Genomic DNA, 26,341 nt, shown 5'->3' with positions numbered 1-26,341 from the left:
GTTCCGCCGTCACGGCTGAGCTTCGGTCGGCCAATGGGTCCCAGGGTGAGGGTGGTCGGTCGGTTCATTCGGCGGCCTGTTGGAAGGGCTGTGGCTGCAATTCAGCGGAGAGCGAGGTTAGTCCCTGGATCTTCAAGGTGATGTCCATCCGATTAGCATGCATATCGATGCGCTCAATGAGCAGCTCGACGATGCGGGCTTGCTCTGCCGGAAACAGCTCGTCCCAGAGCTCGTCAAAGCCGAGCAGCGCGCTTCTCACTTCGGCCTCGCTGACATCAACGGTTTGCTTGCGCAGAGCGCGCCAGGTCTGAACGATGACTTCAGGGGTTTGCAGCAGCAGACGGACCTGATCGATGATGATCCGATCCAACTCGGCCGCCGGTACTAACTTGACGGGGCAGTCTGATCTACCCTGCTTCATCGCGGTTTGACTGATGTAGTAGCGATAGAGGCGACCGGATTTTCGCGTGTGTGTCGGCGACATCGCCGCGCCGTCAGGACCGTAAAGAAGCCCTTTCAAGAGGGCAGGTGTCTGAGCGCGAGCATTGCCGGCGCGCTTACGCGGGCTTTCCTTGAGAATAGTGTGAACCTGATCCCAGAGCTTGCGATCGATGATCGGCTGGTGCTCGCCGGGATATGAGGTGCCTTTGTGAACCGCCTCCCCAAGGTAGACCCGGTTGTTGAGGATCTTGTACAGCACGCCCTTGTCTAACAGATGGCCGTACCGGGTCCGTTCGTTGGCTGCGACAAGCTCGCGAGCCAGCCGGGTTGCGGATTTGAGCTGCACGAACCGCTGAAATATTGCTCTGACCCGTTCGGCGTCGACTTCGTGAACTAGCAGTTTGCGATCGCGGACTTCATAACCGAGTGGTGTCCAACCACCCATCCACTTGCCGCGCTTGCGAGAGGCGGCGACCTTATCCCGGATCCGCTCGCCAATCAGCTCGCGCTCGAACTGGGCGAATGTCACCAGAATGTTCAATGCCATGCGGCCCATGGCATCCTTGGTGTTGAAGGATTGGGTGACGGACACGAACGTCACCCCGTGGCGTTCGAACAGCTCGACCAGGTTGAGGAAGTCGAGCATCGATCGTGAAAGTCGGTCAATCTTGTAGACCACGATGACATCTATCTTGCGGGCTTGGACAGCGGCAAGGAGTCGTTTCAGGGCTGGTCGCTCGAGGGTGCCACCCGAGAAGCCGCCATCATCGTAGCGATCTAAAACTGGGGTCCACCCCTCTGCTCGTTGGCTCAAAATATAAGCTTCACAAGACTCTCTCTGGGCGTCGAGCGAATTGAAGTCCATGTCGAGCCCTTCCTCGCTCGACTTGCGGGTATATACCGCACAGCGGACCTTTCGGACGGAGGCGGGGCTTGAGCCTGATCGCTCAAAGGAGTTCGTGAATGGGCTGGCTCGGCCCTTTGCCGTTTTGTGGGAAGTCATTTACCCACCGAGTTCTTTAGTCCGAAGAAGACCCAGCCATTCCATTTGGTGCCCGTGATCTGGCGGGCGACCGAGGACAGGGACTTGAAGGGGCGGCCGAGATACTCGAAATCATCGTGGCGAACGGTGACGCAGTGTTCCACGCCTTCCCATTCGCGGATCAGCTTCGTCCCGGCGACAGGCCTCAAAAGCGGTCGAGCCTTGCGGTCCGCCGGCTTCTGGTCGGCATACTGCTTGGCCATGGCTTTGAGCCGCTCGGTGGTTTCCCGGGAGAGGCCGCCGTAGGCCAATTCTTGGATCCGGTAGGCCAATCGGCTCTCTAGGAAGCGGCGGTTATAGGCAGGGGACTCGGTATGGAAAAGCTCGCGCCAGCGGGCTTTCAGAACAGGGGCGGAGGCGCCTTTCAGGGCCGCCAACTGCGACAGAACATTTGCTTTCATTAGGCCAATTCCGTGCTGTTTTTCCGGACATGACCCTTCACCACTGGCGCACAGTCGAGCGGATTTTCTTCGTCGCACCGCGATAAATGACTGGACTTCCGTTCCAAAAGACGCTGGAGACCAGCGGCCAAAATGGTGCCGATTTCAACGAGTTTCTCGCCGTCCAAGTTCGAATCGTTCGTGAGAGCGGGTATCATCCCGCGAACGTTCAGCAAGAAGTGGGGTTCAGTCCACGGACGCTACCCCGCAATGTTAGAAGGTTGGTTACCCCATGGCGAGACCTAAGCGCTGGTCGATAAAAGCGCCCGCGGAGAAAGTCGCGCCTGCAGGCACTCCCGGCGCTCTAGCGGAAGCCAAACGAGAGCTCGGTACGTTCGACCATCAACACAAGGCTGACGAAGTTTGTCTTTGCGAAAGCTGCGCGGAACGGCGAATCGTAGAGTTAGCGGTACGCTTCAACAAACTTAGGATCGCTTCTAAGGGAGCCCCTAGAGCGGGGCATGTGACGCGTAACCTGGAGGAAATCTCGATGAGATTTCGGCAGCTTGCGGTCACTCTTAGCTCATTGGACGATTACTCCCGAGATTGGCTTCGTCGGCCAAGAGCGCCAGCCGCAGGCGGCCCCGATCCAAGGCTCCTCTTCAAAACAGCGGGGGCAGCCCAATTGCCACCGCCTTCGCTGATCGCTGATGGTGATGGGGAGATCGTGGCTCAGCTAAGGGCTCTGAGTGAATACGCTCGAATAATGGCTCAAGAGTTTGAGATTTGGAGTCTTTTGAATACCCCGTTCCCTATCAAAGATCGGGGTGGAAACACCAATATGCTCACTCAGTGGTATGGCGTGCCTGCCGAACGCCTCGTGATCGGTGCCTACCACATCTATGATGACTTTCGACCAGGCGAAGCACGAAAGACGGAAGATGGATCATTCCACACTTTCGTGAATCAGGTTTTTGTCTTTGCGACAGGAACTCGCAAAGGGCAGTCTAGTCTCATTGGTCAAATCAAGCGGCTACTCGGTCGCGATGGCGCATTGAAGATACCGAAGTGATTGTTATTCCGCGGTACCATAGGGGACTGTACCCCCGCAAAAGTCTCGGTTCGATATCCTGACATTTCAGCACGCCCGGCTTACCGCGTTCATGCGCGTTGGTCGGTTAACGGTGGCGGCGCGTGTAATTTGCTCACCATGGGATGCAGCCAAGGCAAGCCCGGCCTTAAGCGTGAGGGTGGCTGCCGGCGAGATGGACATCGCCGCAAGTAGACGCGACCTGCTTGGCGCCATCGCACCTGCAGGGTCCGAACGCGACGGCCTGGCTCCGCCGAGCAAGATCGCTGAGGGCATGGGAAGGATCTCGACGCGCAAGCGGTCGGGATTTCTCGCCTATGTCCTCTGCTCTAACCTTCACCACCAAGCATGAACAGTGGGTGCCCAAAAGTTTACGACCGTTGCTCCGGGACCGGTGTGGGTGGTTCGTACGCAGAATCTTGGAATTAAATACAAAAAGCCACCGACCGGTTGGGATCAGCAGTGAAGGATCGAGACTTTCTTCAGAGGGACCTAAAAATAACGTAGCTCGAAACGTTCGCCAGAAAGCAACGCTCGTATGGCGAAGCTGATGCGATCACGCCGAGACGAGATAGGCAAGCGCAACAAAGAGCGGATGGCTCATCCGAAGATTGGACATCGTATCCGGGATGGGATGCAAGCTGCTTTCGGTGAGGCAGCCGAGATTCAAATGCGCGGCTAGCCTGGACGGGAGCACGCCATCAGCGCGACAAGGCTTTTGGTAGAGCTGACAAAAGCTGCGGGCGATCAGTCGTGAGGACGAGAGTGTATTCCCGGAAGGCGTTCGAGGCCCGGACCCATTTGAACTCTCATCCGACGAGGAGTATTCGGCCTGGATGGAAGTGACGCGCCACCGCGACGGCGTTGCGTTCCTGCCACGATTTCGCCTCCGACTCGTCAGCTAATTCCTCAGTGTCGTACAGCGATTCGGGGCATCAGGTGCCTGATTTGAAACTCTGGAATAGGCTGACGCGCCGAGAGCAGCGAATAGTCGTCAAGCTGTTCGGGGGCGGGTCGACGCACAGCGACAGTCCGAACGAAACAGACAACTTAATACAGCTCGGCCTCATCACCGAGGATGGATTGACCTCCGCGGGCGTCGAGGTGTTCATGGCCGCGTTCAAGGCGCAGCTTGAAGCACGCCAGGCAGAATTGATGGCGTAGAGCTGGCCGCGTTGCCGCGAACTGCGGGCCGGGCCGCAGTTGCGCCAAACTTCTATACGCGGCTCGAAAATCTGTTCATCGCGCTCAATGTTTGAATTCTTGGATCAAGGTCCTGCAGATAAATGGTTGTTCTCAAGAATTCGACTTCTGCTGATTGGTGAGCTTCGTCAACATCGATGTACCAAGATCTCGGCCTTCCATCTGCGCCGTCGCTCCATCGGTAGCCTCGCCTTTTCAACGTGTCCTTAAGTTCGAAGGGCGATTGCTCTGCCCATATCCGAATTGTCTTGCGCCGAGCACGTTCGAGGAGAATAGCGAAAGCCGGCCGAACCTGGTTTGGGACGTTTGTGGCCAAGATTTCAATCAAAGCCCGACAATCGTCGATTGCGCGATGGGCTTGGTGAAAGAGGCCTACGCCGGCCAACAAGTAGCCTAGGCGCGATCCGTCAAATCCGTGTTTACGCCAGTCGATTTCCGTTGCAGAGCACGCCCACGGCTTGCGCTCGAACGCCGGCCAATAGCGCTCGGCAAATTTTCGATCAAAGTTTGCATTGTGGGCGACGATGATCAAAGCATCGGAGACAAACGCCGAAACCGCGTCCGGATCGATCCAATGCCCAAGGACCATTTCGTCCGTAATGCCCGTGAGCTCAGTGATCTCGATAGGAATGGGACTCTGAGGCTCGTTGAACGATGAAAATACGTCCGTGATTCGCGCAATTCTGTCATCTGGCAGATAGTCGAATTTCACCATTGCCAGCTCGATGATTTCGTCGTGCGCTGTATTCAGTCCGGTGGTTTCGACATCAAGCAAAATGCCAGTCTTTGTTGCCTGTCCATCGCATGAGGCGAATTCTGTCCGGGGCGTAAGCCGACGAAGGACCCGATAATCCGGGGACTTCGATAACATTTCGGCCATTGCCGTTAGATTGATCTCGTTCGACGTCATAGAATCAACCAAAAATCAGGCGGAAGCGCGCAAACACGATGAATGGTGCCTTTTTTTCCGGCTCGATCCAAGAGCTTGTCGATCAAACCCCCGAAGCCATTCTGGGGCGTCTCGCCAAACAGAATCCCTTTGCATTGGATGCGCTGCAGCGCAACGCGTGGCTGAGCCAAATCGAGCTCGCGCGGGCTCAATTTCGTGGACTCGATGGTTGGATTGCATTTGAGTTTGCAATCCCACGCATGGGCAAGCGTGCCGATGTGGTCGTGACTACGGCGGGAATCGTTTTCGTCATCGAATTTAAGGTCGGCTCGGATCAGTTCGATGCGGCCGCCCTCGATCAAGTTGTCGACTATGCCCTTGACCTCAAGAACTTTCATGCCGGTAGCCATGAGCGGCGAATAGTGCCGATCGTTGTTGCGACGATGGCAGCGAACCCATCCTTCGATCTGGCATGGCAGAGTGACGGAATCTCAAGTCCGGTCAAATCGAATGGGGGCAATCTGCGGGAAATTCTCGGGCGTATCGTGCGTGAGATACCAGAGCAGGCCGAACTTGACGGCGCCCAGTGGTCGCGGAGTGGTTACAAGCCGACTCCCACAATCATTGAAGCCGCGCAGGCGCTGTACCAGGGGCATCGGGTCGAAGACATCACACGCTCCGATGCCGGAGCCAAGAATCTAAGCCAAACGGCGGCCTGCCTTGCTGACATCATCGAGGATGCCAAGGCCCATCGGCGCAAGGCGATCTGCTTTGTAACGGGAGTGCCAGGTGCCGGAAAGACGTTGGCTGGCCTCAATCTCGTGACGCTTCGGACTAAGGCCCACGAGGAAGAGCATGCTGTCTTCCTGTCCGGCAATGGCCCCTTGGTGGAGGTGCTGCGCGAGGCACTGGCGCGGGACGAACACGCGCAATTAAAGGAACGCGGCGAGAAGAGTAGAAAGTCTGACGCGCTCCGGAAAGTCAAAAGCTTCGTTCAGAACATCATGCATTTCCGAGACAGTAACCTCGTCACCTCTGAGCCACCGATCGAGCGGGTCGCGGTGTTCGACGAGGCGCAGCGCGCATGGGACGCCAAGCACCTGGCAAACTTCATGAGTCAGAAGAAGGGGCAGACAAACTTCCAGATGTCTGAGCCTGAGTTTCTGATAAGCGTTATGGACAGGCATGACGGCTGGTGCACGATCATTTGCCTCATAGGCGGAGGGCAGGAGATCAACGCGGGTGAAGCGGGCTTGACCGAATGGTTTTCCGCGCTCAAGCGAAGCTTCCGAAATTGGAAAGTCTATACGTCGGAACAACTGGCCCATCGCGACTACCATTGGGGACAAGACTTGCCGGCCTTTCTCGAAGGGCTCGAGAGCCAATCTCTGCCGGCGCTTCATTTGGCGGTCTCTGTTCGATCGTTCCGTGCAGAGAAGCTCTCGGAATTTATAGGCGCGCTGGTCGCAGGTGAGGCCAAAGAGGCTAAAGAGCTATATCAGGCTATCAAGGAGACGTATCCGATCGTTCTGACGCGGGAGCTAGGTCACGCGCGGCAGTGGCTCCGTGATCGCGGACGGGGTTCGGAACGAATTGGTTTAGTGGCCTCGTCGGGCGCATCGCGCCTGAAGCCAGACGGGATCAACGTTCACGAAAAGATCGAAGCGACGACTTGGTTCTTGAATGGGAAAGATGATGTTCGCTCGTCCTACTATATGGAAGATCCTGCAACCGAATTCGATATTCAGGGCCTGGAACTCGATTGGGTAGGGGTCTGCTGGGACGCTGATTTTCGGTCGGTCGGCGGGAGGTGGCAGTTCTATCGGTTTGCCGGCACGCGATGGCAGAACGTCAATGATGACAACCGCAAGGTCTACCTGACCAACGCCTACCGTGTGTTGCTGACGCGCGCGCGACAGGGGATGGTTATTTATATTCCGAGGGGTGACTCGATCGACGCGACCCGTCCTCCAGCCTTCTACGATGAAACGGCGGCATTCTTAGCGGAGTGTGGGTTGCCGCTGCTTGATCGAAGAACCTGAGCCTGGCGAAGGTCGGTCACTCGCTGACTTCTGCCATGACATCTCATATTCGAATGACGTCAGATGTTCGGGAAGAAAGCGGACGTGTCGTCGACCCGGTTTCGCGGTCCATTAGCGAACGACCCGTCGCGGACATTGGCAATGCGTTCAGTCGATTCTATCCAAAACGACGCACCAGGTAATCAGGCCGTTATTTTCGCTGAGACGCGAGCGAACTGCCCATCTCAATCTTAGGACATCTCGCGGCGCAACCTAAACCTCAGAGCAGCGAGCGATCTCGCGGCAAGCTGGTGCGGCGTCATGGGTCGGCGCTATGCAATCATGAAACCAGTCACGCCACTTCATGGACGTTATTGATCAATGCGCGATCGCGGGCGTACCCGGCGTTGGTCGGATCACGGGTGGCGCTGCCGATTTGGGCGGTGAGGACGGTTGCCGTGGTAACAGGGATATGGGCGCAGGTGCTACAGGGCCCGGCTTCACTGGAGCGACCAGCGCACGGGGCGTAACGCTTAGTACGCGAGCGGGAGTGGGCTGCGCAATGCTCGCGGTGGCCTCATGGGCGCTCGACTTGCGCAGCCGAATCTCAATTCGGCGCCGTTCCGGGATATTCGCTGGTATCCCCTCGATCGCGAGCGTCTCATCGGTATTCACGAGCTGCGCGCCCGAAAGTGGAATGATCTTGTAGTTCGCAAGCTGCGTGTTCTGCTTCAGGACGCTCACGACCGACACCGCACGAGCTAATCCCAAGCCGGCGTTGTCGGCCGGAACGAGCTTTCCGACCTCCGTCTTGCCTTTGAGGACCGGTAGCAGATCTCGGTCCAGGTTGGACTGGTGCACGCCGAGAGGCTGCTCATCGGTGTGACCGACCACCTCGACGACATCCACATCATATTGTTTGATGTATTCGAGGACTTTGGTCGGGATTTTTGTCAGAAGGCTGTCACGGAAAGGTGCGGAAAGCTCGGCGCTCCCGCTCTTGAAAAAATTGCCGTTAGCCTCGCTGAGGCTGATGATCGGCGGCCACAAATGGCCGGGCGTGCCTCCGGCCGGCGCGGTACGGCTAAGCGCATCGATGATGGACTGTGTTGATACAGGTGGCTCGCCCGGTTTTGCCAGCGCACGGTTGATCGCCGCCATGGCGTTTGCGTCCTTGACTGCCTTGTCGATGTCGATGCCATTGGCATCCAACGTCTTGACTTGTGCAATCCGGTCACGAAGCTCCTTGAGAGTTATGCCGGACTTTTGGAGCTCGTCGGCGGTTGCGCGGCCTTCCACCAGTTCCCGCCAGTATTGATCAATTGCCTGAGGATCGCTGCTGCCCGCGATAGTCTTGAGCTTTTCGACGAGGGCCTCATTTTTGCTGAGCGCCTTGACGAGGTCTTGGCTGCGTCGATTATCGGCAAGCAACGTCTCGACGCGTTTTTCCGATGCGGCGCGCTTCTCTTGCTCCTTCAGGATAAAGGTAGCCATGGCGATGAGCAGGCAGAACACCAGGAGTAGCATGATCTCCGCCATCGTTAGGCCGAGTACCAGGCCCTGCCGGTACGAGGAGCCCTGCCTGGTGATCTGGCCGTTCACGACTGACATGATTGCCGCCTAGGTGTTGTGTCCGCGGCCGGCCCAAGGGCCGGTGGCATACCGTTGCGCATTCTCCGCGCGGATCTCGTTCATCAGGTCGTTTAGCGCTGTTGCAAGAACCTGCGTTTGCCGCAGGTTCTCGTCCATTGCCTTCGCCTGTGTCTCGGCGCTCTTGTTGAATGAATTTACGGCCCGCGAAAGGCCCTGGATCATCGGCGCGAGCTTGATTTCGATAATCTGCTCCGGCGTCTGCAGCGACGTCAACTTGCCCACGACGGTGTCGATCGCCTTGATCATGGCTGCCGTGCTTCTCGTCAGCCGGTCTCCTTGCTCCACCAGCTGCTTAGACATGGCCTCGAATGTCCTTGTCGCCTGGCTGTTCATCATATTGAGGGCTTCGCCCGAACGCTTGGACGCATCCTCAAGAGGCTGGCGCGCGGTGACCGCGAAATCCTTGATCTCGCCTGCCAGTTCCTTGCGGGTCTCGCCGAGGGTCTCCTTCAGCTCATCAAGCGCATCGCCCAAGGACTGCTGGGTCATCCTGCGGAAGGAACTGAACTCAAGGATAGTGCTCTCCAGCTCGACTTTCACCTTACGAGAAGCCTCGGCAAGCTCCAGGCGCGCAGTCGCTTCAACCTCGATGGGATCGCGGCGCATCTGGTTAAAGAAGATGCGGAGCGCGACGCCGGCAATCGTCGAGGCGATGGCGATGCCAAAATTCCTGACGATCTGCTCGGACCCGCCTTCGGGTGAGAACTGATAGAGCGACACGCCGAGGCTGGTCAGCGTGAACAGAAAGCCCATGTAGTACAGATTATCGCCGGACTGATCGTCCCGTAGGCGAAACAGCCGCGCAAAACCGAGGAGGAGCGCGTACCCGATCATGATCAGGACGGGCACTGCCGTCACCAAAACAGGTGCGAAATCGTGCGCCTTCGAAAGGACGATGTATCCGCTGCCGGCCAGCACGACGGCGAAGAACAGCAACCCGCTCAAAAAGCCTGGCGGCAAGAGCTTATCTTTATTGTCGGCCGCCATCGGTCATGCTCCCTGCAGGCGCTTGAGGCTGCCGATCAGGCCGCGATTGTCAGAGATCCATTCTCGCCAGAAACCCATCAATTGGCTGTCATCCACAACCGGCTTGCCGTTCACCTGGCGGCTGACCAGCCGTACGAAAACCGTCGCATCATGGAGTTCGGTCCGATACTTCAGATACGCAGGGGATTGCCTGAAGCGTTGATAGGACAGGTCGCCGGATCGGGGATATTGGCTGTAGTCCTTCGTGGACTCGATCATGTCAGAGATGACGTAGAGCGTCTTTTTGATGTTTTGCCTGGCGCTCCCGGAAAACTCGCTGATCGCGATGTCCTGGATCGCGCCCATGACCGGCGAGGCGGTGGCCCGGGCCGGCGTGACACTCTTATCGATGGCCTCCAATGCCGGCTTGCGGAAACTCTCGATCCAGCGCAAGCGAGCAGCCTCGATATTGTTGGTCCACTCGCTAAGGCCCGTCCCGTTGCCGGGATTACATTTGGCGAACAGCGAGCGGCTGCGCAGGCCGGCGACATCGAGCACTCGGATGTCGAGCTTGTGGTAGGGCGGCAGCGTGGTGACGATCTCCTCCAGGAGCCCGAGGACCTCTCGCCGAGTGGCATCAGGTAAATCATCCGACGTATCGATCAATACGACGGTAACACCTCGGGCACCGTCAAGCGGACACAGGGTCTCTTCAGCCACGGTCGGGGGCCGCTCGGTGAAGAACGCGAAATATATCAATGCTGCGCCACAGGAGACCGCAACCAGGAAAAGAACGATGCCGAGGTATCCTGCCCAGCCGATGCCGGGGGAACTCCGTCGCCGGGGTCTGGGCCTAGCCACTCTTGCGGTCCTTCTCCGGAAAGAACTGGTCGATCTCGCGGTATGACCGCATCGCCCGCTCGAAGGCTTCGTTGATGGCTTTGATCTGGTCCTTCAATAAGCCTTGGGTCTCGTCGATCATCTGGCGCAGCCGATCGCGGGCAGTCGAGTCGGGTTCGGCATTGGCATACACGATGCGTTCGAGGACAAACGGCCTGGCGAAGGAGGCGGGCGGTGGGGTTGATCGTGCCTTGCGGTTCGCCTCGCGGTATAGGCCGAGCAGTGTGCGGCCGGCCGTCTCAATCTGGTTCTGCTGCTGGACGAAGCGCTGATTGAGCCGGCCGCGGCCCTGGAGGATCGAATCGTATTCGGCTCGCCGCTTGGAAAGATCGGTGGACGCCGCGTTCATAACGTCGGTGGCGTCCTGCCGGATGTCTCTGAGCCGCTCGATCAGGTCGCTTTTGATGTCCGTGAATTGCTTGCTGGCGTCGTTCCAGCGCCGCTCAAGGCCGGCATAGCCGATGTAAGGATCGAAGAACGTGAGCCCGTCCGCCATAGCGACAAGCGAGAAAACCAGGCCGATGCTGATGAACACCCATGAATTGACGTCGGTCAGATCGAAAGGCGCCGTCAGGAGGCGATGCAAAACATCCTGGCCCACATCGCCGCCCAGGCTGGGCTTCATTTCGCGCAGGTGCGCAAGGGTCAGGTTCAGTGCACCCGCGAAAGCCAGATAGCCGACAAAGAAGATCGCGCCGATCAGCTTGAGCAAAAGATTGCGGTGGAAGATCGGCCTGATGAGGACCAAGCCCCACAGGAAGCTCGCAAGGATGTTCAGCGCGGCAAACGTGGCCGCCTGGATCGCCGCGCCGATATAACCGCCCATATTGGCCTTGGCCAAGAAGCCGGCGTTGACCGCGACCTCGATGACAAAGAGGATCGCAAGCAGCCCGACCTTCAGGATGATCTTTCCCGGCGTTGCCAGCCGGGCCGGCCGCTGCAGGCGGTGCCGCTTGCGGAACGCCTCACGTTCCAGCTCGGATTCATGGAGCCGGCGGCGGTGGACGAACAGCTCGTCGCGTCCCATGGTCGCTTCCGCTTCGAAATCTCCAACGGCTTCCGGCGCGGTTTGCTGGATGACCGCAAAGCGCTCCTCGAAGCTGAGCGAGGTCATTCGTTCGTCGTAGGTATGTAGATGGTCTTGGTAGACCGAATGGGAATCTTGCTTGTGGGCCTCGACCCGCTCGATAATCAGATGTTCGACGTCGTCCAGCGTCTGGTCATCGGAACCTGGCCGGTTCTGTGAACCGCGTTCCCGGCCGAGATGTGTGAGCTTTAGCTCGTCCGCGACTCGGTCCACGTTGAGATCAACGAATACGGTCGTGGCCGGACGATAGTCGTGCGGCGCCTTGTTGAGCAGGGCCCACAGCCGCGCGATTGGGGAGAGCCGGGTCTGGGAACGGTCCATCGTGGTTCGCAACTAAAGCTTCGATTTACGGCAGCCGGCAGCCTGGGCTTCCGCCTCCGTGCAGAACCAGCGTCGCGACGAACTCGGCTGCATGCTCAGTCGGTCGTAAAAGCGACCGCCCGGCGCGTGATATATGCATTGCGGCGTACTGCTCAAATTACCTTTGATCAAACAATTGCCAGTCGGCGGTGCCGCATTTGTTGACGTATTTGAGACCAGGGCTCGCTGCGCTGTGGATGGGACGGAGAGTGCGCCCAGGATCTCCGTCGAATTGCTGCGATGGCGCCAATCCCACGGGGCTATAAACGCTCCACCCCAAAGTCCGCGCTGATGTTCGCGCGCCAAATCTTCGTCGGGGACGTATTCCGTGGAATATTTGCGAAACGCCAAAGCCCAGCCGTTCTGGACGAGCCACCGCGATACGTTCTCGCCACCGACCCCGCATGAACCCACCGATCGCCTGTAGATGTCCGTACCCGTCAACTCGCAGGACCACTCCCGGTCTTTACTGAAGGACCGCAGCCGCTCCCGCGCTTCGATGCCGCACGTCCATGTCTTGCCCGCAGCATCAAGGCAGACCTGATCAGTCTCGGGGGCGTCGACACCGTTGAACCGGATCTTGGTCTGGCCGATGTAGACAGTGTCCGCATCAACGATTTGCGGCACGCCGCGCACCTGCCCGGCGTCTGCGGCGTGCATGCTGATGAATAGGGCCGCGACAGCCAGCCAACGCTGCAAAGATCCCCCCCTTTTTGCAACAATCTTTGGTAGTTAACAGTCTATTACACTTTTTAGGCGAATGGCGAGGGAAGGACGCTTACCTTGCTGAAATGGTTAATCGGCAGCTTCAACTCGCACCAGGTGGTAAACCTGACACCTGCTATCCCAATTAGCACGAATACTTCAGCTTCGGGCCCATCACTGACATCCGAACCAAACCTCTATACTTTCGGTAATGGTGTCAAAAGCGCGCATCGGCCGCTGGCCGAATTCTTTCATAACGTCTGAATTGCGAATGAAGGGTGGGGTATTGGGTACAGCTCTTCGCTTCGGTAGCGTTTCGATGAGCCGTAAAGGGTGCTTGCCCCAGCAACGTTATAGGAACCTCTGGTTGCGACGACGCTAGCCAAATTTGACACTACCAGTAGTAGCAACGATTGCGGAAACTTGGTACCTTTAAGCGTCTTTACAATTTGACTGTTTGGCGAGGCTTGTTTGCAGCGCGTTACCCTTGGCGGAGAACTTGACTGGAAAAACTACGTAGTTGGGAGGCTGACGCGGATCGACGCTGTGAGCGACGACGAGGCGGCTCGCGTCTCGTGGGAATTTGATTGCCTATCGAGACCTCAGCTAGAATATGCGTCGCGAGATTCTCCAGAAGGTTGGCGGCGGAGTGTCGAAGCCGTTCGCGTAAGATCGACGATCGGAAAATTTCTGAGAGTGTGTGGAGTGCTCCCAGAGATCGGCGACTGGTTCTTGCTCTACTTTGCAGGTCGAAAGTATCCTGAAGGGCTGCCATGTCAGCGCTCACCACTTTTGGTAGGTGGCTTTGACGCAGCATACCCAAACTGGATCTTCTACGGCGAGAAGATTTTGGATGACAGGGGCGACGAACCGCCCCGGCACCCAGTTGGCGCCGCAACGTCTGATCACATTGATTGGGGAAAACGGGTTGCTCTGGCGTCGAACTTTCCCACTTCCTCACAAGTTGATTCCGCTACTCTGACTGGGGTGCTCGGAAAGATAGGTAGAGCAAAGAAGGTGATGGTCCGAGATGTAGGACAGGCCAACTTTTGCTGTCTGAAAGACGCGGAAGACAAGGTAATTCTCTACTATGACGTCGGGTGGCCGCTTGCGTTCAGCCAGAAAACGGAGCCCTCAAGGCCTGTTGTCGACTTTACCCGAGCGCCTGTTGTCCTGTCACACTGGGATTGGGATCATTTTCACTATGCACTTCGACCACAGGGGCGCCATCTAAGAGACAGCATCTGGATCGCACCAATCCAAAAGCTTGGCCCTGGAGCAGCACGGTTTGCCAACGAGTTGAGCAAAAGCGGAAAACTGCTCGGTTGGAAGTCCGGCGTACTCACATCGAACGTTGGGCTCATCGGGCTTTGTACGGCACCATCCGACAGCTCGAACAACTCCGGCCTTGCCATGAGTGTATCGCTCACGTCCGGCCGAACATTCTTGTTGGTCGGCGATGCGGACTACGATTTCCTGCCCATCGCACTCAGGCAACCGGTCGACGGTTTAGCAATTACTCACCATGGCGCTCGCTTCAAAAGCTTGTGGACCTCCATTCCGCGCCCAACACAACCTTATGCGAAGTGCATCGTTTCCTACGGTGACGGCAACTCGTACGGTCATCCGCACGAAGATGCCCTTGAGAAGCATGTATCGGCGGGGTGGAGACAGGTAGTTCCAACAGCAGCTTTCAAAGGAACGCCGCGCGCCGATCGCGAATTTCAATAATCCTCGTCGCCTCGCGTTTCTTCTACGGCTCTGAGCTGCCATCCACGTCCTCCCATAAACCTTCCTGTTGCGGTGGGATCAATCGTCTCCGCCTGAAGCAGCGCGTGATGCGCTTCATCAAACCATGCAGCTGATGGTGAGTATCGGTTCGGTGGGCTTGGGCCTCCGCGTTCGGCGGAAGCCAAACCGGAGCAACGTCACCCGGGCAAGAAAGATCGCTCTCAACCGTAAATTCTTGGAGTGACCAGGTCGCACGAGGGCGCCGTCATCGGCCATCGGCCGAGTTCTTCCATAACTTTGGATATCCGAACAGTGGATTTTGCCTAACGCATCCCGAGCAGCCTCGATTGAATGCGGCTCACTTCAGCGGGTTTCCGCCCCGAGGGAGTGCGACGCCCTGATAGACAAACGCGTTCCAGTAGTAGGGATGAGGGAGCAATGAACGAATCGCTAGCTTGGATTGTCGCAGAGCTGAGGGCAGCGTCGCATTTTCGGAGATCTTCGTGTAGAAGCTTTGCATGAAATGAAACGTGACCTCATCGGACGTTTCCCAGACGCTCATCACTACATTTCGCGCGCCCGCCACAGCGAAAGCTCGGGCAAATCCGAGTACTCCCTCTCCTAGCTTCACATCCCCTAAGCCTGAGCGACAGGCGGAGAGCGTCACGAGTGACGTACCAGAAAGATCGAGTGTCAGTACCTCCTCAGCTAACAGAATGCCACTATCATCCGCATTCGCACCAGCCAACGCGAGAGCCGAACGTCTAAGGGGGGCCGAATGCGTTGCAGTCCAATCTATGACGCGAGCCCGTCGGTCGATATCGTTTTCCTCTTCGATAAAGAAGCCATGAGTAGCGACATGCAGGACTGCAGGGCCTCTGAGCCCTTGAATGTGATCTTTCGTCGCATCGACACCAAGAAGTGGCGATACCTGCAGTATCGCGGCGATGGCCTTGGCCTCTTTTTCGCTACCGGGCAACGACTCGAAGTGCCAACGACCGCTGTGGTGGTCCGGCTCACGCCTCGCCTCAAAGTCGGGGTTTCCAATGACGACGGGAGGCGATCTGGGGGGCGATCCTCGGGAAGCTAAAAGATCGCGTGCATTGTACAAATAAGCGATCTCAAGTTCATCAAGGACGTCGCCTTGATTCTCTAAGGGGAGTCCTTCAAGCGGAATGCCGCCGATCATGCCATCGGGAACAACATAAATCATTGAAAAACCTTGAAGGAAGGGCAGAACCGGATCCAGGATTGCGGCACGTAAACTACGGCCCAGTCTGCTCGAACTCGCGGTATCAAGAGCGCCTTCATCACGCCATTTAGTATGTTCGGCTTGGAGAACCTGCTTATAGGCATCAATCAAATCTTCGATCGGCTTAGCCTGACCAAGATCGAGCAGCTCAAGTATGTTCTTCTTGCCGCCCGCGACGACGAATACTAGGTAGTGCCCTGGGCGCTCTGTAAGCTCATCTAAGTTACGCGTGTAAGCATAGTCGAATTGCAAAATGGGCGTGCTCTCTGCAAGCTCATCCAAACCAAGATGCTTTGGGCGCTGCATACCGGTGCTAACACGCGGGCCGAACCTGTCAGTGCCTATCTTCACATATTCGACCAAGGCCACTTCCCCCAGAGCGCGCCTTAGCGTTAGGAGCGGACTTTCATCGACAGGAGTCGTAGGCTCGGGTGGAAAGCCGCCGCGGCTACGGGCACGTGCAATTATAGATGCCAAGACGACACCTCGTCTGGAACTAAGCAACTCATAGACGGTCGCGAGCCCCTCATCTTCACTTAGACCGAGTAAAGCGGCGCCCAGGAGGCTGTACTCAGTCCGCGTCCAGACCTCGGCCGCATGCAGAAGCGCTTCGGCTTCCGTCAAATGGGGAATTTGCTCGGTGACAATCACATCATCCGTTCTTTGCAGCGAGTTGACAAGGGCCAAAAAATCCGATCGTCGCTCTTGAGTTGCTGCAATAGCAATTAGCGTCGATAGACACTTGGCGACTTCCTCATGACCCTCACCGAACAGGGTCGTGTGCCACGCCAGCGCTTTTTCAAGATGGTGACGAGCTTCAGAGAGGTAGCCGGCGGCCAACCCAATTTGACCCATGTTCAGGAGGTTGGTGTGATAGAGTTCTTCCGCCGTATGGCCGAGCTCAAGGAAAATCTTTGTTGATACGTCGAGAAGGGAGTACGCCGAGCCTAGGGCGCCAACCATATAGTGGAGCCTAGCCACATCCGATAGATGCATGCCGAACTTCCGGCTCCTAAGACCATGACGCCGAACTAGAGGGTCTAGCTCCCGGAGGAGGTCAATGGCGCGATACAACCCTGTAGGCTTCATAGCATGGGAAAAGTCGAGCAGAACGACGACAATCCCTCTCATTGCATCCTCTTGCAAGTTCATCCGATCAGTTGAGAGGGTTTCATCGGTGCAGCCATCGCATATTCTGAGCGCCTCCTCAAAGGCCGTCATCGCCGCCTCAGCTTTTGCCATGCGGCTTCGATTTACGGCCAAGTCGCATAGACTGGCGGCAATCAGCAGGTCGTCATTCTTTACAGTCTTGAGCTGTGCGTAAGATGCTTCTCCGACCCTCTCGGCCTCTCGCAGGCGCCCTTGAATTGAAAGAACTCCAGCAAGGGTGCGCTGTACGTCTGCGTAACCCAATGAGTGCTCGCTCGGGTGGATCGCATCCAACGCGCGCCGGTAATGGGACTGTGCTGCTGTGAAATCGAACTCCTTCTCAGCGGCAAGACCCGCATCGTAAGTGAGTGAGATGCGCCTTTGCTGCATGTTTCGATGGAGTCCGTTCAGTTTCGCTGTAAACGCCTCATTTGGAACGCGTCGAAACAGATGATCTGAAAGTACATCAATCGCATTCCTGAGATTGTTCGCATCTTCTTCTCTGCCCGGAATTGCGAGGCAGACCAAGGAGAGGCGGTGCAGTGCCTCGCAATATTCTCGCGACATAGGTCCGAATTGGCGAAATTCGATGTCGGCATATTCGAGCAGTTCAGTTTCCGCGCGCTCGAAAAGGCCAGCCTCGTAGTAAATGCGAGCCAGCGATGACAGGCCAGCCGCATACCATGGATGAACGTCGCCCAGCCAAGCCTTGGCTTTCGCATTTGAGTTCGTGGCCAGCCGGATCGCCGGCTCGAACTCGCCTGCTTTCCATAGCCGCATGATTCGCCGGCCGTCATCTTCGAGTTCATGCTTTTGTTCTAGGTCCACTGTCGCTCTCTCATATGCAGACCGTACGCGGCCCTCGGATCATCCGTTTGGCCGTAAAGTTGCAGGTTTGCGAGGTCCGGCGCGTAGCCGGGTGAAATCGATCAGATACTTCAGTGTACTCTCCGGGCACGCGGATGGCCGTACACCTTGAACGCAAGCCATGATACATCGCCATGCGCCTTAGCCGCCGCTCTTGCTGAGGCTGCAGCCTCAGCAAGAGGCTTATCGTCAAGCAGTGCGTCGTAGAACGCGCTCGCGAACGCCGCAGCCGGCTTGTCGCGGACGGCCCAACTCGTGCCGACGAACGCTCCCGCGCCGGCTCGTAGAAACACGAGCGGCCATCCACCTAATTGCGTTAAAACAGGGCCGATCCGCCCGGTTTCACAGGCGTTCAAGAACACCAGGGGCCTGCAGGCGCGGAGCTTCGCCTCTGCTTCAACAGTAATCGTGTCAATCTCTATTTGATGAGGAGCTGTTTCTCCCGGACGTGCTTCATCGCCAATAATAAGGCTGGCACCCGCGATAGCTTCGTGGGCGGCCTGGGCGTGACAAGCGATATGAAGGACATCGAAATCTCCGTCCGCCAATGCATCGTATAGATCATCTCGGGTGGAAGGAATTGCATTCGCAGCGATCGTGCGCGCGCGAAGCGACTGCTCGGAAGTGTCTGTGAAATAGGACAATTCGGCGCCGACCGGCGGCAGTGAACCCATCGGATAGGTCGCATTGAAATAGCGCCACTTCTTCATTGGTAGTTTTCGGACCGGCGCTTCGTCCGAAAGCGTCCTTACGAGCTTATATTCGGCCAGAAATTTATCGTCGATCTCACCGCTCTCTGGGTTGTGGAGACGAACCAGTTCCCAAGGGATTACCGATTCCCAAGAAACGATTTGAACTGACTTTATGCGGTCTCGCAATGGCCAGATCGCCTTTGCGACCTCTGGCTCGAACAGCTCACGCGAGAGCTTCGAGCCAAGCGCCCGTGCTTCGCGCTCAAGCTGCTTCAGATCGTCTAGGCTCTTCAGTTCCTGATTGACCCGGTCGTAGATTCTTTCGACGAAGGCGAGGGGCGCGGCAGCCGGACCGCCGCGACGATCGAGTAGAGGTCTCGAATTGAATTTCCGGTAGATCAAATCCAATGCTTCGGAATGGAGCGTGAAGTTATAGGTAACGTTCCCCCCTTCAGCGCGCTGTTCAACGAGCAATGCCAGCTTGTCATCGTCTTCCACGTCGCGGCTGGTCGCGACCGCTGTCGCTTCAAATCGGCTCGGCTTGGCCTCCGATGTAACGACCTCGATTGCCAGACCAATTACGCCAAGATCGCTCCCCGCTTGCCGAAAAATGACTGCCAACCGGCACACGCCGGCCGCTAGTCCTTGAATTCGGAATGAGCCGGTCCGTGAGGGTTGCTGCGATGTGGGTGGATGCAGCGTGACTTCTCGGACTGCCGTGATACTAATCGTCTGACCATCCGCTACCAAAAGAGAGACGACGATCGGTTGATCGGGCTTTGCCTCGGTGTCTAAAGAAGGCCCTTGCGCGGGTGCTGAGGGCGACATTTCAATTCGAAAGGTTACGTCCTGTTCGCGGCCGACTTGAAGCTCATTGTTCGTGTTGGCCGAGAGGGTCACCCTTATGGGATCGCTTGGGTCCGGCGCGTTTGTGGCTCGCGGTTGTGATGTGAATTGATTATCTTGCGGCACTCTGCGCCCTGAGCGGCCGCGCATTGGCCCGAGCTCGAACGCGTTCGGCAGGCTTAGCGGGGTTGATCCCAATCGCCGATATCCCGCCTCGGTCGTTGCCGGCTCTCCAACTCCGATGATCTGGCCTGCAGCATTTAGTTGCACGATGCGCGAGGCGGCGGGTCCGTTCAATCCCTGATGCAGGTCGAATGGTCGGCCACCGCGGGAGCTTGTGCTCGATTTGGTTGCGCGCAAATCCAACGCATCCTCGACGGCCAGCGTCAGCTTGGCCGGCCGCTCCACCGCGTGCTGTCGCAACTCGCCGGCCCTGTAGGCGTAGCGGGATATATCGATGCCACGGAGGCAGACCACTACGACCCAGGCAGCCCTCGTTCGATCAGCGCGCTGAATGACCGATTGCAAAGAGCGGTCACCCGCGACGACCAAGACCGAGCCGTTCAAATAAAGTCCGAACTGGGTTGGCGGCTGTTGCTTCTTGCCGTCTTGGTCCATTTGGCTCATGTGATCGCCTCGAGCACCGCAAAGGAGTCTTGCGCTGTTTCGACGTCTGCTCCGCCGACCGCTACGTGGTAGGCTCCAGAAGCGGTTGGGACGAATTCGGCCTGGACCCAACCGTCTCTCGCGGGCACCATAGCAAGCTCAGCCGATCTCACGGCGTCGCCCGTTCGCCAGAAAACGGCCTTCAAGGCGGCCTCACGCGTAGGCCTGGCACGCAAAACGACAGGTTCTCCCCAAGGATACACATCATCGATTTCGATCGCGACATGTGTACGTGACTTCCTGAACGAGCCGAGATCGAGATCAAGACCAGATAATATTCCTACCAGGTTCGTGATCACGGCTTCTGCGTTCTGCAGAGATCCATGCTTTGTCGCCGCGTACATCGCATTTGGCGTGTCACTCAGCTCGATTGGAATGGCCGAGACTTGTGGAACTGTGCCGTCGCCGGACAGAGCACGGCCCTTGTGCGTCTCGAGCATCTCGACTCTACCACCCGTCAGCCGCGCCGATTGCTTGGTTTGTTGCGCGATTCCGACTACGGGATAGATGCGATAGCTTGAGCGTTCATATTGAGGCAGCCGCCGGTTCGAATTCACCGTCTCCTCGATCTCACGATGAAATCGAAGTGCTGCCTGAGCTCTTGCTGGATCGACGTTGGGGATGCCGGCAGTCTCTCCGACTCGAACCAACGTACCATTTCCTGAATCGTAACACTCATACAGGGGCAGGAGCTGGTAAATCGAGGTGAACTGACGCAATAGGGCTGATAGGTCTAACGGGCCGATCTTGATGCCGTTCGCTAGGCCGTCGAGCGCATTTAAGGAACCCCGGTAGGGTGTTCCGAAGCTGACCAGCGCCCGGGTGTCCGTCCAGCCTTCCAAGCATTCAACAAAATAACGGGCAACAAGCCCACCCATTGAGTGACAGACCAGAAGTAGCTTTGCGTCCGAATTGCCGCTTGATTCGCGCCAGTCGGCCAGCCACTGCTTGGATTTTCGTGCCAGCTTGCGTGCGGCCACCTTGTTGTGGCGCCGCCAGTCATACGGAAATCGAAAGAAATTTCTGCCTTCAGTAACCTCGAAGCCCGCCTTGATGGCGTCGGCGAGTCTGCCATATCCGTCGATCTTCCAAACCCCCGGGAGCAGGTGAAGATCAGGCATCAATGCATCCGCAACGATGCCGTCGTCCAGCTCGTCTATTTCAGGATCGTCATGGGGAAGCGCCAAGGCTCGCTGCATGGTGCCGCCTAAGCTTAGCAGTGCCTTCCCGATCGAGCCGGCGGAGTATCCCCAAACTACCGCGCCATCCTTTCTGAGCACGCTGCCCGTTATTCCGGGCAGGAGTATGATCACGTCCTTCATTGCATATCTAGGCATTTAACCGCCCCCGTGCTCGGTAGCATTCGATAGCGAAAACCAACGCACTCTAGAAACTCGTGGCAACTAGAACGCGCTCCGCGGTGTTCGCGCGAGGGTCGCGATCGAAGGAGGCGCTTGGCCGGCGAGGCCCAAATACTGACAAACGAGTAAGATGTTTTCATACGCGAGCCTCCATATCTGTCGGCTCGCGAATCGTCTGGACAGCCCAGTCATCGGCGCTGCAGGCAAGAATAGGGGATGCCCAGATCGGGGATGCCTCAATGTGCATTGGTTCATAGACGCCGCGGCAAGCCGCCCTGAACGCACTGGAAATGCTACTGGACTGCCGGCCAAATAAGTCGCTGTAGAAATATCTAGCGAAATCGGCCGCGCGCTCATCATCGACGTCCCAGCGGAAGCCGATGACATGCCCTATATCACGCTGGGCAAGGTTGGCGACCGCGTTCGCGGAACTTCCCTGACATGACGAAAGATAGATCAGTCGGGCGCCAGCCCCCGCGGCAGCGTCGGCGAATGTTTCTATAGACATGCCTTCGGCTTCGCCTGGCTTCCGCCCCGGGAGTACGAGCAAGGTCAGTCCATCCCGCCTTGTCAACGAGTGTCCCGCAAAGTGGACCACGTCATACTGGTTCAGATCTAGCTTTTCTCTGAGAAGCTCGCCAGCGCCCCGAGGAGCGGCAAGCGCAGACAGGTCAAGCACCTCCAGACTAAATTTTGTACAGTCCTTGTCCCCCAGTTCTTTCAGGTCGTTGAGCTCCCGATCAATGTTGTCAAGTCGGCGAAACTCAAAATCGGTGAGCATAAAGCCACCGGTCTCCGGGTCGCGCTCCGGAACCCGGGCAATGTCCGAGCCGGTCACGCCAGCTTGGTTTTCACCGACCTGCGAACGAATGAATAGAATCCGGGCTGTACGAAAACTTCCTCGTGGTCTCGTCGATGCATAAAGCTTTGCGACTTTCATCCGTCGCGCAATGGTTGCGTTGACGAGAACAAAGGGGTTCTGAGTGAAATCGTCTTCCGTCCCCTTTGGTTGGGCCCCGGACAGGCGCACAATCGCTTCGAAAGGGGCGCAATACAGAGAGGCGTCGTCGACGCGAAAGCGAAAAGCGAGATTGCGCAAGCCACCGGCTGCCAATTCCAAATGAGAAAAGAGCCCCGGACTAAGAGTCGCCATAATGAGCTCTCGAAAAAGCAGAGCGCCATCGTCATAAATGCGGCGCGCCCACCCAGGAGTGAAGCGCGGAGATGCGTACGCAATTGCGAGCTGGTGCGCGGCGGAAAACATGCGAGTGGATGCCTCCGCCCACTCCGTCATCTCGCCATTTCGCGTGCCGAGGAAACATTTCACCGACGTCCGCTTGACGTCAAATTCGATGACATTCCACGGTTCTTCACCGGATGTAGACTCAGGCAGGAGCATGCCGACGAAGCGTTGCAGCACGCCAGGCCTAAGTCGGAGCTGCGGCAATGCAATCGCGCGATTTTCGGGGGTGCAGTATTCATCTATCGCGAACATCCCCACTTCGCGTGATGTGATGAAAAGAGCCGGCGTGGTCACCCCCGCTGTCCTCAATTCCTGCACGAGCCAGAGCGCCGATTGTTCTTGCCTGTCTGGGGAGCCATGAGAACTGCGCGGCAACTGGGCATCGAGCAGCATTATTGTGCCAGGGGGCGCCTTCCTAATGCGTTCGTTCCTAAAGGCCGTCTCGGCGTCGACCGCTATAAGGTCAATGTCTGCGGCTGGCCCGAGTGCATCCCTGATTGCAAGCTGCAAATACGAATCGGAACAAAGAAGGAAGAATTTGGTCGGCATGATGCAAAACTCCTACTCATGCGTACTACTCCTTGGCGCAGATCCCGGTGTTTCCAGTTCAACTGGATGCAGCTCTATGGCAAAGGCCAGAGTCGATTGGCTTACGTGCTTCGTAAGCTTTCCGTTGTGCCGATTGATCGCGAGCTCCAACGTTCCCAAAGAAAGTGATGCGGCTTCTCGAGCTTGTTGCCCGACAATATGCAATCGGCCTTCGTCTGAGAGAGAGGTCGTCGTCCCGAGATCGTCTGCGCTTGGAACTGATATGTTGATGCTGACTTTGCGATCTGCAAAGTGCTCAACGCGTACCTGCACTCTTGACACGGTCGGGCGTCTGAAAAGCGTGTAACCTAACAAAGACTTGAAGGCGAATCTCAGCTGTTCCGGCCAACCCAGCAAGTAACAAGCCTCAGCCTTGCCGTGCAGTGGGAGCCCGGAGAGTTCGCAAGACTCGAGATCCTCTCGGGGAAAATCGAGGATAGCCTCCCTCAGCACGTCCATGGCATCGAACAGTTGCCTAGGCCGATCTGGCTCCTGCCGGATCGCCAAAGTACTGGCGAGCCGCTCGTATGTTAGGTCCGCCTTTCCGAGTTGGCGAAGCGCTGCGTCAATTTTGTCGGAACCCTCAGACGTGTTGCCCGCCGCTAGTGTCTTTCTGAGCAATGTTTTGGCCACCATGAGCGGCAATCGGACGTGTTGAGCGACTTCGTTCACGGTGTCCTCGAGATAACTCAAGTTGGCGTGCTGAGCTTCTTGGCGGAGATCGGTGAAAAGCCATAGACAATGACCGTAATCGTCATTCAGAGGGCGCAGACTTGCCGATGTTGGGACGCTGACCGCGGCGTCGATGCTTAGCGTCAAAGGAGCTTGCGCAATTGGGGTCGTTGAACTGAGGAGACGGCGATCCGCGTCATGGGTTCCAAAATCTGTAAGGCGCTCGCCCAACAGGGCGCTTGACGGTCTCCCAAAAAGGCCATCTGCCCATCGATTTGTCAGGCGTAAATGTCCGGCGCGATCGACGATAACGACGGCCTGCTCCACCGTGTCGAGCAGGGAAAGTTGTACGGCCTTCGTCCAACGTCGTCGAAGCAGTTCTTCGCATTGCGCCAACAAGTCGTTCAGGGCGACCATGTCGGGTCCCTGAAACGCGTTCTTCATGGACGACTCGATCGACAACATCCATTCGATCTCGTCGCGGCTCGGCTTCGGAGCCTGTTGAACGACCCGGATCGGGAATGCCAGAGCGGAGCGTCGGTCTGGAATGACAGGCTTATAGCCAAACTGAGATCCGGTTTCGATGTCCGGCTCCGCCAACGCTGCATTGTAGCGCAATGCGGCGCCCAGGAGGCCCTCGGTGAGGGGCTGGCTGTAGTTTTGATCGATGTCCGGCGTATTGGTGCGATTACATTGATAAACAATGTGGAAGCGGTCATCCCTTCGATCGACGGAAAAGACGGCGACGTAATCCCATCCAAAGCACTCGGAGATGCCTTGCGCTAGGCACTTCGCCAGCTCATCGTATCGATCAACGTTGGCAAGGCGTTTTTGCAGCGTTCGGACCAATTCTTCGCGCCGACGCGAGAGGTTTGCCTCAGCGACCAGGAGGGCTTTCTCGACGCCCAAATCGCGCATGCGGCTGATTTCAGAGCCGTCGTATTGATGCGGTTGTTGTGAGAGGAGGGTCAAGGATGCGCGTATCTGGTGGCCGCCGCCGGCAATTGGCAGCGTGACATACCCTCGCATCCCGCTCTTAATCAGATTTTCTAGGACGTGATCTCCCTCAATTTCGGGCGACAGATTGATTGCGGTCGCTCGAAGATCGTCGCCCCATGTCCGATCGCTCAAGAGAAAATTGCGGACTTCGCTTCCAAGAGGAAACCAGGCAGTGGTCCATTTCCACTCGGGCTTCGGATGCACCACCAGAGTTTTGTGGTACCTCATATCTTCAGTGTACACTCCGAAGGTGGCGAGATCGTAAGGAACGATCTTTCGAACTGCCTCCATGACCCCGAGTATCAGCTCTTCAGGTTCGTAGTTTGGAAAACTGAGGACTTGCTGCAATTCCGCTCGTACGAGTTCCTCTGCCATTGGCACAATGGTGATGATTGCGCCGGAGGAGGAGTCTGCTGTATCGAACGAAGGGGCAACGGTTAACCGAACTGGTATAGGCAACCCATGCGACGGTACCAGTTCGGCTTTCTCCTTCCGCCCGTCCGGCGATTTGAACCAATTGGAAAAATCTTCCGGGCCGGCGGTCAAGCCGGGATTGGCAAATAACGCGGCGGCTTGGCGTCCCTGTAGTGCGGTTCTAGCTTCACCGATGAGATCCTCGGCGCGCTGGTTCGCAAAAACGATATCGCCTTCCGGATCCAGCCGTAGAATGCCGTCGGGAAGACTATCGAACCTTGCTTCCTCCTCCTGTACGCCGAGAAGGAGCGCGTATGCTCCGGCACGACCAGCTTCGTCAGTCAGTGGTCCCAATTCGCCTCGAAGGTGGATCGACGGCAGATTGCCTCGATGCAGGTCCAAACGCAAACTCTGCCGCTCGTGCGTTGATAGAGCCGCCCGTACATCTGCCGACCGTGGTCCAAACAGCGAAGCGAAATCGCGTCCGACCGCGTCCGGCAGGAGCGCGCGAAGAGCATCATTCGCGTATGAGATGGTGCCGAGACCGTCAATTTCTGCCACGGCGAAGCTGGTGCGGACGAGTGCGGTATCGAGCGCATCGTAGCGGACAGATAGAATTCTGAAGAGCAGATCGTCGTACCGCTTTAGAGTGCTGACGCCCGCAACAGAAAGGTCCTTAGCAAGGGCTTCATCTCGCTTCGCCAAAATTGGCGCGAGTATCTGGACGAGGCCACCAGGCCGCCGCTCGCGTAAGCGTCCGACGAGTCGCCGGATTACCGTTTCTGGGCTTTCTGCTTCGGCCGACTCCATTGTCCGCTTTATGGCGGCCGAAAAGACATGGTCGCTGCTATCAACCATATCGTCCTCGCAAAACGCAAAAGAACAATCGATCGCAAAGGCTCGATGGGATCATTGAAATCCCACCATAAGTTGCAGTCAAGTGAACTGGATCACATCCCGTCGAACGACGGTCTGCTCACAATGATAAACGTCACCGGTGCTGTCGCTTTGAGCGGCGCCGGAAGAGATATTGGTTAGGTCGACAAGCGGCCGCGTTGTTCCATAACAACGCATAGGCGAAGAACCACCCAGCTCGCCTGATCTGCTGGTGCCTTTGGGGTTGG

Annotated in this window: 17 protein-coding genes; 4 read left to right on the top strand and 13 right to left on the bottom strand. The window is 57.2% G+C overall.

Features of this window, described 5'->3' with window-relative positions; all coding sequences use genetic code 11:
- Nucleotides 1-64: 64 nt before the first annotated feature.
- Both AC5ZFO_RS12810 and AC5ZFO_RS12805 read right to left on the bottom strand, forming a co-directional pair.
- Nucleotides 65-1,444, bottom strand: coding sequence for a recombinase family protein (locus AC5ZFO_RS12810; RefSeq protein ID WP_496122141.1), 1,380 nt, complete (start codon nucleotides 1,442-1,444; stop codon nucleotides 65-67).
- A complete protein-coding gene (locus tag AC5ZFO_RS12805) occupies nucleotides 1,441-1,884 on the bottom strand; it encodes a DUF2924 domain-containing protein (protein ID WP_496122140.1) in 444 nt (147 codons plus the stop codon). The genes AC5ZFO_RS12810 and AC5ZFO_RS12805 overlap by 4 nt, the downstream gene beginning before the upstream one ends.
- A gap of 529 nt (nucleotides 1,885-2,413) precedes the next feature.
- Here AC5ZFO_RS12805 and AC5ZFO_RS12800 point away from each other — a divergent pair.
- Nucleotides 2,414-2,935, top strand: coding sequence for a hypothetical protein (locus tag AC5ZFO_RS12800; protein WP_166346422.1), 522 nt, complete (start codon nucleotides 2,414-2,416; stop codon nucleotides 2,933-2,935).
- Between the two features lie 957 nt (nucleotides 2,936-3,892).
- Nucleotides 3,893-4,117, top strand: coding sequence for a hypothetical protein (locus AC5ZFO_RS12795; protein WP_496122139.1), 225 nt, complete (start codon nucleotides 3,893-3,895; stop codon nucleotides 4,115-4,117).
- A gap of 52 nt (nucleotides 4,118-4,169) precedes the next feature.
- On the opposite strand, the gene AC5ZFO_RS12790 is transcribed toward AC5ZFO_RS12795, so the two are convergent.
- A complete protein-coding gene (locus AC5ZFO_RS12790) occupies nucleotides 4,170-5,066 on the bottom strand; it encodes a 3'-5' exonuclease (protein WP_496122138.1) in 897 nt (298 codons plus the stop codon).
- 38 nt (nucleotides 5,067-5,104) lie between these two features.
- Between AC5ZFO_RS12790 and AC5ZFO_RS12785 the strand changes: the two genes are divergently transcribed.
- Complete coding sequence (locus AC5ZFO_RS12785; RefSeq protein WP_496122137.1) at nucleotides 5,105-7,087, top strand: DUF2075 domain-containing protein; 1,983 nt, start codon at nucleotides 5,105-5,107, stop codon at nucleotides 7,085-7,087.
- A gap of 357 nt (nucleotides 7,088-7,444) precedes the next feature.
- Here AC5ZFO_RS12785 and AC5ZFO_RS12780 read toward each other — a convergent pair whose 3' ends face one another.
- From AC5ZFO_RS12780 to AC5ZFO_RS12760, 5 genes are all read right to left on the bottom strand, one after another.
- Complete coding sequence (locus AC5ZFO_RS12780) at nucleotides 7,445-8,677, bottom strand: OmpA family protein (protein WP_496122136.1); 1,233 nt, start codon at nucleotides 8,675-8,677, stop codon at nucleotides 7,445-7,447.
- Nucleotides 8,678-8,686: 9 nt separating this feature from the next.
- Nucleotides 8,687-9,706, bottom strand: coding sequence for a hypothetical protein (locus AC5ZFO_RS12775; protein ID WP_166346407.1), 1,020 nt, complete (start codon nucleotides 9,704-9,706; stop codon nucleotides 8,687-8,689).
- A 3-nt stretch (nucleotides 9,707-9,709) separates the two neighbouring features.
- Nucleotides 9,710-10,405: a hypothetical protein gene (locus tag AC5ZFO_RS12770; protein ID WP_496122135.1), complete on the bottom strand. Its 696-nt coding sequence runs from the start codon at nucleotides 10,403-10,405 to the stop codon at nucleotides 9,710-9,712.
- Nucleotides 10,406-10,538: 133 nt separating this feature from the next.
- Nucleotides 10,539-11,993 carry a hypothetical protein gene (locus AC5ZFO_RS12765; RefSeq protein ID WP_496122134.1) on the bottom strand — a complete coding sequence of 485 codons (1,455 nt, stop codon included), beginning with the start codon at nucleotides 11,991-11,993 and terminating at the stop codon, nucleotides 10,539-10,541.
- A gap of 12 nt (nucleotides 11,994-12,005) precedes the next feature.
- A complete protein-coding gene (locus tag AC5ZFO_RS12760) occupies nucleotides 12,006-12,731 on the bottom strand; it encodes a thermonuclease family protein (RefSeq protein WP_496122133.1) in 726 nt (241 codons plus the stop codon).
- Between the two features lie 711 nt (nucleotides 12,732-13,442).
- On the opposite strand from AC5ZFO_RS12760, the gene AC5ZFO_RS12755 reads away from it, so the two are divergent.
- Nucleotides 13,443-14,468 (top strand): ComEC/Rec2 family competence protein, encoded by a 1,026-nt coding sequence (locus AC5ZFO_RS12755; protein ID WP_496122132.1) that lies wholly within the window; start codon nucleotides 13,443-13,445, stop codon nucleotides 14,466-14,468.
- A 358-nt stretch (nucleotides 14,469-14,826) separates the two neighbouring features.
- Here the strand turns inward: AC5ZFO_RS12755 and AC5ZFO_RS12750 are convergent, their stop codons facing one another.
- The 5 genes from AC5ZFO_RS12750 to AC5ZFO_RS12730 form a co-directional block, all read right to left on the bottom strand.
- Nucleotides 14,827-17,697 carry a CHAT domain-containing protein gene (locus AC5ZFO_RS12750; RefSeq protein WP_496122131.1) on the bottom strand — a complete coding sequence of 957 codons (2,871 nt, stop codon included), beginning with the start codon at nucleotides 17,695-17,697 and terminating at the stop codon, nucleotides 14,827-14,829.
- 110 nt (nucleotides 17,698-17,807) lie between these two features.
- Nucleotides 17,808-19,901, bottom strand: a complete 2,094-nt coding sequence (locus tag AC5ZFO_RS12745; protein WP_496122130.1) for a CHAT domain-containing protein — start codon at nucleotides 19,899-19,901, stop codon at nucleotides 17,808-17,810.
- Complete coding sequence (locus AC5ZFO_RS12740; protein ID WP_496122129.1) at nucleotides 19,898-21,262, bottom strand: lipase/acyltransferase domain-containing protein; 1,365 nt, start codon at nucleotides 21,260-21,262, stop codon at nucleotides 19,898-19,900. Before AC5ZFO_RS12740 ends, AC5ZFO_RS12745 begins: the two co-directional genes overlap by 4 nt.
- A 175-nt stretch (nucleotides 21,263-21,437) precedes the next feature.
- Nucleotides 21,438-23,093: a CHAT domain-containing protein gene (locus AC5ZFO_RS12735; RefSeq protein ID WP_496122128.1), complete on the bottom strand. Its 1,656-nt coding sequence runs from the start codon at nucleotides 23,091-23,093 to the stop codon at nucleotides 21,438-21,440.
- A gap of 12 nt (nucleotides 23,094-23,105) precedes the next feature.
- Nucleotides 23,106-26,075 carry a PAS domain-containing protein gene (locus AC5ZFO_RS12730; protein ID WP_496122127.1) on the bottom strand — a complete coding sequence of 990 codons (2,970 nt, stop codon included), beginning with the start codon at nucleotides 26,073-26,075 and terminating at the stop codon, nucleotides 23,106-23,108.
- Between the last annotated feature and the right edge of the window lie 266 nt (nucleotides 26,076-26,341).

The organism is Bradyrhizobium sp. Unk1 (assembly GCF_059512345.1).
The sequence above is the reverse complement of the archived record's forward strand: the minus strand, read 5'-3'. Positions and strand labels throughout refer to the sequence as shown.